The organism is Prosthecobacter sp., from assembly GCF_029946185.1.
GTDB lineage: Bacteria > Verrucomicrobiota > Verrucomicrobiia > Verrucomicrobiales > Verrucomicrobiaceae > Prosthecobacter.
Genome location: NZ_JAQSEA010000105.1, coordinates 1 through 4,671, shown reverse-complemented (window position 1 = coordinate 4,671; position 4,671 = coordinate 1). Strand labels below are relative to the sequence as shown.

General features: G+C 59.6%; 6 protein-coding genes. 2 read left to right on the top strand and 4 right to left on the bottom strand.

Annotation, left to right across the window (positions count from 1 at the left end; genetic code table 11):
- Nucleotides 1-130: 130 nt before the first annotated feature.
- Entirely contained in the window at nucleotides 131-604 is a 474-nt protein-coding gene (locus PSV43_RS08305; RefSeq protein WP_300195487.1) for a molybdopterin-dependent oxidoreductase, read from the top strand.
- Nucleotides 605-661: 57 nt separating this feature from the next.
- Here PSV43_RS08305 and PSV43_RS08300 read toward each other — a convergent pair whose 3' ends face one another.
- From PSV43_RS08300 to PSV43_RS08285, 4 genes are all read right to left on the bottom strand, one after another.
- Complete coding sequence (locus PSV43_RS08300) at nucleotides 662-1,588, bottom strand: rhodanese-like domain-containing protein (RefSeq protein WP_300195484.1); 927 nt, start codon at nucleotides 1,586-1,588, stop codon at nucleotides 662-664.
- Nucleotides 1,589-1,605: 17 nt separating this feature from the next.
- Nucleotides 1,606-2,289, bottom strand: coding sequence for a hypothetical protein (locus PSV43_RS08295; RefSeq protein ID WP_300195482.1), 684 nt, complete (start codon nucleotides 2,287-2,289; stop codon nucleotides 1,606-1,608).
- Nucleotides 2,286-3,239 carry an inorganic phosphate transporter gene (locus PSV43_RS08290; RefSeq protein ID WP_300195480.1) on the bottom strand — a complete coding sequence of 318 codons (954 nt, stop codon included), beginning with the start codon at nucleotides 3,237-3,239 and terminating at the stop codon, nucleotides 2,286-2,288. Before PSV43_RS08290 ends, PSV43_RS08295 begins: the two co-directional genes overlap by 4 nt.
- A 108-nt stretch (nucleotides 3,240-3,347) precedes the next feature.
- A complete protein-coding gene (locus PSV43_RS08285) occupies nucleotides 3,348-3,986 on the bottom strand; it encodes a hypothetical protein (RefSeq protein ID WP_300195478.1) in 639 nt (212 codons plus the stop codon).
- A 134-nt stretch (nucleotides 3,987-4,120) separates the two neighbouring features.
- On the opposite strand from PSV43_RS08285, the gene PSV43_RS08280 reads away from it, so the two are divergent.
- Nucleotides 4,121-4,669: a tetratricopeptide repeat protein gene (locus tag PSV43_RS08280; RefSeq protein ID WP_300195475.1), complete on the top strand. Its 549-nt coding sequence runs from the start codon at nucleotides 4,121-4,123 to the stop codon at nucleotides 4,667-4,669.
- Nucleotides 4,670-4,671 lie beyond the last annotated feature (2 nt).

Below are 4,671 nucleotides of genomic sequence, written 5' to 3'. Positions count from 1 at the left end.
CGGCCAGACCACGCTGAGCTTCGGTGCCAACAACCTCTGCGACCGCAACTACGCAATCACCGAAGGCTACTACCTCGCCGGTCGCACCTTGTTTGCCAACGTGCAGATCAAATTCTAAGCCCAGACCTCCATGCGCCTGCTGCTCCTCCTCTGTGTCTTCACCACTCATCTCACCGCCCAGACTCTGGAGGTTTCCGGCGAGGTGGAAAAACCGCTCAAGCTCTCCCTCGCCGATCTCGAACTGCTCCCTCATCAAACCGTCGATGCCGTGGAGCACTCGGGCGAAAAAGCCCAGTTCACCGGCGTGCCTTTGTACCAGATCCTGAAAACCGCCGGCGTTCCCATGGGCGAACAACTCCGCGGCCCCGCGCTGTCCCTTTATATCGTCGTCATCGCCGCTGACGGCTATCAGGCTATTTACGCCTTGCCCGAGCTTGACCCCCTCTGCAACGAAGGCCCGGTGATTTTGGCGGATCAAAAAAACGGCAAGCCCCTGGATGCCGCCACCGGCCCTCTGCGCATCATCCTGTCCAAGGAGAAACGCCATGCACGCTGGGTGCGTCAGGTCATCAAGATCGAAGTCAGGCGGGCTGCGAAGCCATAAGGCAAACAGCGCCGCCGCCCTCAGGCGACGACGCTGTTCTCAACCTAACCAAAAAAGTTACTTCGATCCCGCTGGTTCACCACCGGTCTCGGCAGGCAATGATTTGCCGCTGAGCCAGACATATTCCTTCCATGCGCCTTCGTAAAGTCGAACCTTTGAATAACCGGCCACATGCTTCAAATAAAATAGCAGCAGGCTGCCTTCACGTGAGGTGCCGCAGTAGGCGATGATGCTCTTGTCCGGCGTGATCCCGGCCTTTTCCAGCTCAGCCTTCACTTCCGCGAAGGGCTTGAACTTGTGCGTGTTGTCCTTCTCCACCAGGCGTGCCCAATGAAAACTGATCGCGCCGGGGATGTGGCCTTTGCGCAGCCAGATTTCGTCTTCGCCCCGGAACTCATTGAGCGGGCGCGCATCGACAAGCACGTTGCCCGGCTTGCCCACATGCGCCTGCACATCCGAAATGTTGGCGGCAGTGGTGGTGATGCCTTTATCCGGCAGCGTTCCCTTAGGATTGCCAAAGTATTCCTGGGTGGGGGCGAAGCCCTGCTTCTTCCATTCAGCCAGACCGCCGTCAACGATCCGGATGTCTTTGACGCCGGCTTTCTCCAGCACATGCACGACCATGGTCGAACTGAGGATCTCGTCATTCGGCAGCACATCACCCGTGGCATAGATGAGATGGAGACGGTCTTTATCAACCCCAGCACGGACGAGCAGGGCGCTGGTCAGGTCATCGGGCAGGTACTGCACGGGCACGGCGTGGTCGGTGCCACGCAGGGTGTCGAACTCCAGGTGCTGCGCGGTGGGCAGGTGGCCGCGGAAGTAGTCTTTGTAGCCGCCGCGGGTGTCCAGCACGATGGGGCGCTTGGAAGCGTCGGCGTTTTCAATGAGCGCTTTCGCTTCTGCGCATGAGATGAGGCCGATTTCGGCCTGCACGGCTGAACTCAGCAGGGCAACGGTGAGGAATGAGAGGATGGATTTCATGGGTGGGTGGCAGGGGATTAAAAGGTAAAGACGTAGTTGATCTTCGCGATGGCGCTCACGCGGTCGCGGTCGGGGAAGTTTGCCCAGGCTTCGAACACGATGTGTTTGTTGAGGAAGTATTTCGCCCCCACTGCCGCGATATGACCTTGCTGATTGCGCGACTGCACGAGATCAGCGTTCAGGTTAAAATCGCGGTTGAAGAGCTTCCAGGTGCGGTCCACACCGAAGAGGTAGCTGTTGCCATCGGTTTGCAGCCCGTAGCCGGCATGCAGGCGCAGGATATGAAAATCATGATACAGCATCGCGTAAGTGAAGGGATCGCCCGAGCGTCCGGAATCCGTCAGCGCCACACCCGCCACACCGAGGGCACACATGCCATCCTGCCAGGGTTGGATCCGCGCCTTCGTCTGGAACAGCAGCGGGCCTGAGAGTCCGGTGCCCAGCACGCTGTCGAGACCCCACTCCAGATGCACTGGCTTGAAGTCCCAGCCGGTCTTGAAGCCCACCCAGTCCGATGTTTTGCCCGGGCCACTCGTGGAAAACTGATTTGAGCCACCAAAGCTGCTGAAGAACTGCACCGCCACCGTGCGATGGTCGATGGTTTCAGCGGTCGGGATGTTGTTGAGACCGGTCGGGGTGCCGAACACGGAGGTGACAACCGCAAAAGCGGCGAGGGTGACGATGCGGGTTTTTTTTATCATGGGAAGAGGTGCCGGCCAAAGTGGAAAAACACGGCGGCGAGCAAGGCGGAAACCGGCAGCGTGATGACCCACGCCGCGAGCACCGGAATGACGGTGCGCCATTTCGCCTGTCGCGTGGTGACGCCGATGCCGATCAGCGCGCCGACGGAGACATGCGTCGTCGAAACCGGCAGACCGTGCACATTCGCTGTCGTCACGAGCAGCGCCGTGGCGAAGTTGGCCGCAAAGCCCTGGCCTGGATTCATATCGGTGATTTTATGCGCCAGCGTCTCGGCCACCTGACGCGCGCTGATCAGTCCGCCCGCCGCCATCGCCACCGCGATCAACATCATGCCCATGTTGCCATGCAGCCAGCCGACACCGAGCAGCAGCGCCGCCATCTTGGGCGTGTCGTTCACCCCCCGTGCAAAGCACACCGCCCCCGCGCTCAGAAAGTGCAGGGCGTCCAGCGTGCGCGTGCGATGATCCGGTGCCAGCCGCAGCATTTTCAGCAGGAGGTAAATCACCGCGCCCGCCACCACCGCAATCACCGGACTTAGCAGCAGCGGCTTGATGAAGCTGTCCCACAGCTTGGAGATATTCACCTCGCCTGCGGTCCAACCCGCCCCCAGCAGAGCGCCTGTGAGCATGTGGGTCGTCGAGACCGGAAAGCCAAAGCGTGTCGCCAGCAGCCCCGTGGCTCCCGCTGCCGCCGCGACCACGAACAAAAAAAACGGCTGTTCGGTCAGCCCCTCCGCCACCAGCCCCTTGCCAGAAAAGGTCTTCAGTAAATTCGCCGCCCAAAACATCGCCACCACACAGCCCGCCGCCGTTGTGACCGCCGCCCAGTTCACTGCGGTGCGGTAGCTCGTTGTCCCGCTTCCAAACAGGGATGCCACCCCTTTGAAATTGGCATTCGCCCCATTGGCATAAGCCACAACGACGACAGCAAAGGTGAGGAATAAAAGCATGGAGAGAAAGTTTTGCGCTTATTTGCGCATATTGGCATACTTTCAACAAGAACCCTTCATTCTGAGAACTTTTTCAGGCCATCTAAAATATGGCTCCGCAAGAAAGAATCACCCGCCTGCCAGCAGCTTCCGCGCACGCTCCTGGCAGAAATGAAACGCCAGTCCCAGACCCGCACCGAGACCGAGGCCGTAAAAAACGCCCCAGCTCAGTTTTGCGTACAAGGGATACTCTTTGATGAACGCAGCCTCAGACAGCCCCCCCACAAAGTAGCCGATCGAGTTCAATACAAACAGCGCGAGAAAGACTTTGAGCACCACACGCAACGCATCAAAGGCCGCCACCAGCATGCAGGCCATCACCACCGTACCACTGAGCAGTCCGGCAATGCTTCCGAGGTGGCCGTGCAGCGTCATCCAGCCTACAATCCACGCCACCGAATACGCCGCAAACGCCGGGCAGAAGACTTTGTAAAATCGCGACATCGACCCTGGCCCGATGATCAGACGATGCAGCAGCGGTGCGGTCAGGCCGAGGAAGACCACCGCGCAGGCGGCATACATCCCCGCCTCCCCCGCCTGCCTGTGGAACCATTGGCCAAACACGGCCCATGGCACAAAGCCAGCCACGCTGACGACGGTGAACCCCAGCATGCCGCGCACTACCGAAGCTCCCAGTGAAGGCACGGAAGAACCCGCCGCACGAGCGCGGGCAGCGATACTTTGGGGATCAAGTTGAAACCAGCTCATGGAATGGGGAGAGGTGAAAAATGGAATGCGACAACCGCTCAAATCAGAACGCAGCGATGAATAGGCTTCGTTCTTTGGAATGCACGGAGCATCTCACAACGTTCTTTGATTTCACCCCTCACGCGACTCCTCCCATGACTCATCTTCGCTTTGCCATCTTATATTTCGCCCTAGCGCTCTCCGCCGCCGCTGCCGCCGATGCACCTGCGCCCGTGCAGACCACGCCCAAGCTGGAGACTCTGAACCGGCAGATCCTAGAAAACACCGAAAACTCCCAGGCCTATTCGAACCGCGCTTACGTCCTTGCCCTGCTCGGACGCAAGGACGAAGCGCGTGCAGACCTGAAGAAAGCGCTCGCACTTCATGACAAGGCACCCATGCACAACCGCGCAGGCTGGGCCTATTTCAACATGGGCGACTACACCGACGCCGTGCGCGAATTTGAACTTGCAGGCAAGCTCAGCGACCATCAGGCGCACTACGACTACTACTCCCTCGTCCTCGGCTACTGGGGCACCGGCGACACCCAGAAGGCCATCGAGAACTACCAGCTCGCCGTGGAAAAAGACCCCCGCCTCGGCAGCGCCAAAACCCTGCTGGAGCGTACCCTCGAATGGACGCCGCTGGAGCAGCGCGCCATGCACGAAATCTACGTTCTTTGGAGCAAAGCCTGGAAACCCTAGCA